Origin of the sequence: Neobacillus drentensis (assembly GCF_036966985.1) — a bacterium.
Taxonomy (GTDB): domain Bacteria; phylum Bacillota; class Bacilli; order Bacillales; family Cytobacillaceae; genus Neobacillus; species Neobacillus drentensis_E.
Genome location: NZ_JBALSN010000609.1, coordinates 337 through 2900, shown reverse-complemented (window position 1 = coordinate 2900; position 2564 = coordinate 337). Strand labels below are relative to the sequence as shown.

3 protein-coding genes and 1 pseudogene are annotated in these 2564 nt (G+C 40.2%); all 4 read right to left on the bottom strand.

From position 1 onward, the window contains the following. A partial coding sequence (locus V7659_RS28970; RefSeq protein ID WP_335543504.1) for an ACT domain-containing protein occupies positions 1-409 on the bottom strand: 409 nt, incomplete at its 3' end. 66 nt (positions 410-475) lie between these two features. Next, positions 476-1876 (bottom strand): dihydrolipoyl dehydrogenase, encoded by a 1401-nt coding sequence (gene lpdA / locus V7659_RS28965; protein ID WP_335543503.1) that lies wholly within the window; start codon positions 1874-1876, stop codon positions 476-478. A 92-nt stretch (positions 1877-1968) separates the two neighbouring features. After that, positions 1969-2274, bottom strand: coding sequence for an iron-sulfur cluster biosynthesis family protein (locus V7659_RS28960; RefSeq protein WP_335543502.1), 306 nt, complete (start codon positions 2272-2274; stop codon positions 1969-1971). 28 nt (positions 2275-2302) lie between these two features. Continuing rightward, positions 2303-2564 (bottom strand): annotated as a pseudogene (locus V7659_RS28955) (lipoyl synthase); the annotation flags it as partial.

The window sequence follows — 2564 nt, the reverse complement described above, 5'->3', positions numbered from 1 at the left end:
CTACTTCTTTTAAAATAGTATGATTACTAATTACCATTGGGATATCTACTGGAATTTCATTGGATTTCCAGCGCCAAAGAAGTTCGTTAAGACAATGATCAGTTTTCGAAACAAAGATAGCCATCCGCTTTCTTTTTTCATTACTGCTCAACTGCCAATCTAAGGCATGATCCCGCGCGATCTCATGTAAATCCTCTTCAAGCTTTTTAATAGAAGATTCAAATTCTTCCAACTCGAACTCGATTCTCATAAAAAACATACCTGCTCTTGGATCTGTTGTATGTTGGTCAAAATGGACAATATTGGCTTTGTGTTCTAATAAAAAATTAGTGACAGTCGAGATAATACCCGGCTTTTCTCGACATGAAATTAATAATTTTGCCCGGTTAGGCTTCGATTTTGTGATCACCGCTTTTACACCATCCTTAAGGTTAATATTTATGTAGTTTAGAAGGGCTAATACCTTCGTAATGGGTTAGGCATGAATTTCCTGTCCATTCACAGCAAGGGCAGCTTCACCAATTGCTTCGGCTAATGTAGGATGCGGGTGAATTGTATGGGCAATATCCATTGCTGTTGCATTCAATACACAAGCAAGCCCGGCCTCCGTAATCATATCCGTTACATGGGGACCTACCATATGTGCTCCTAAAAGCTTATTTGTTCCGTCTTCAACAACCAGTTTGACAAATCCGTCAGATTCACCAAAAACCAATGCCTTCCCAATCGCACGGAAGGAGAATTTACCAACTTTCACTAGGTATCCCTTTTCCTTTGCTGCTTCCTCTGTGAGACCAACACTCGCTACTTCTGGACTGCAATAGGTACATCTGGCAATAAGGTTTGAATCAAGTAGTTTTGGAGTTTTACCTGCCATATGTTCAATAGCTATGATCCCTTCATGTGAAGCAGCATGGGCAAGCTGCAAGCCGCCAATGACATCACCAATTGCATAAATGTTGGGTTCATTTGTTTGGTAGAACTCATTTGTTTTAATAAAAATCGGAGTAAGTTCAACGGCCGTTTTTTCAAGTCCAAATCCTTCTGTATTTGGAGATCGCCCTACAGATACCAAAAGTTTGTCGGCAGAAAATGGGGTTTCTTTGCCTTTATGCTCCGCCTTAATGAAAACACCCTCACTTTTTTCCAGGGTTTCTGGAAGTACTTTTGCTCCAGTAACGATTTTTATTCCTTTTTTCTTCATTAAACGCTGTACTTCCTTTGAAATATCTGTATCCTCTGTTGGTAAAATGCGATCGGCATATTCAATTACGGTAACTTGGACGCCGAAGTCCGAAAGCATTGATGCCCATTCAATTCCAATTACACCGCCGCCAACGATAATGATAGAAGCCGGAAGCTTCTTCATTTTTAGCGCTTCATCCGAAGTCATTACATACTTCTCATCCACTTCAAGGCCTGGAAGTGTTCTTGGACGGGATCCTGTGGCAATTAAAATATTTTTGGGGCTTAAAATGACTTCCCCTTCACCATTATTCAATTCGACTAACACATCTTTTGTCTGTGTAATACTTCCCTTTCCATCATAAACATCGATCTTTCCTTTTTTCATTAAATGTTGGACACCTTTATATAGGCGATCCGTAATTTCTTCTTTCCGGGCCTGAACTTTTGAAAAATTAAGACCAACTACAGGGGCAATTACACCATACTTATCTGCATGCTTTGTTTGAGCGAATACTTCTGCACTTCTTAATAGGGCCTTACTCGGAATACAACCAGCGTGAAGGCATGTTCCACCGATTTTTCCTTTTTCAATAACCGCCGCTCTTAAACCTAATTGAGAAGCGCGAATGGCAGCCACGTACCCACCCGTGCCACCGCCGATAATTACGACATCATATTCTTTTGTCATGTCCGTTATCTCCTCTTAACATTATATCTATCGGAAAACTTGCTATAAAACTAATGAAACATCCTTTATAGTTATAAGGTTTCTCTATCCGATTAATCGATTAGAATGGCACATGCACTAGAGGCAAAGTTTTCCCCAACTACAAAACCTTGTTCTTCGCTATAGTCAATATGCATTTCTTCATCTAAATAGCGTTTTGTAAAACGGTCTATTTGAATTTGGATCCCTTCGATCTCTATACATAAATCGTTGCGCCTAGGTTCATCAAATACAATCGAAAACTTAACAGATATTCCGCATCCGCCGCTAATTTCGGCATCAATCCGAGGATTAAAATTTTCATTGGCCAACATTTCTTTAAGTTTGTTGATGGCCGCTTCTGTCATTTTTATCATCATGGACTTTCTTCTCCTAACGCCAATTTCATTACACTGTTACGGTTGCGGCATTGACCTGTTCGTCCGCATGATAAGAGGAGCGAACAAGGGGACCGGCCTCGCAGTGACTAAATCCTTTTGACATGGCGATCGTTTTTAGTTCCTCAAACTCTTGTGGACTCCAATACTTTTGAACTTTTAAATGATGTTTGGTTGGCTGCAAATATTGACCAATTGTCATAATATCCACATGGTTCGCTCGAAGATCGTCCATCGTTTCGATGATTTCTTCCTTTGTTTCCCCAAGACCA

Excerpts from the sequence above, each read along its gene's own strand:
- lpdA (WP_335543503.1), bottom strand. The coding sequence starts at position 1,876 with ATGACAAAAGAATATGATGTCGTAATTATCGGCGGTGGCACGGGTGGG.
- V7659_RS28960 (WP_335543502.1), bottom strand. The coding sequence starts at position 2,274 with ATGATGATAAAAATGACAGAAGCGGCCATCAACAAACTTAAAGAAATG.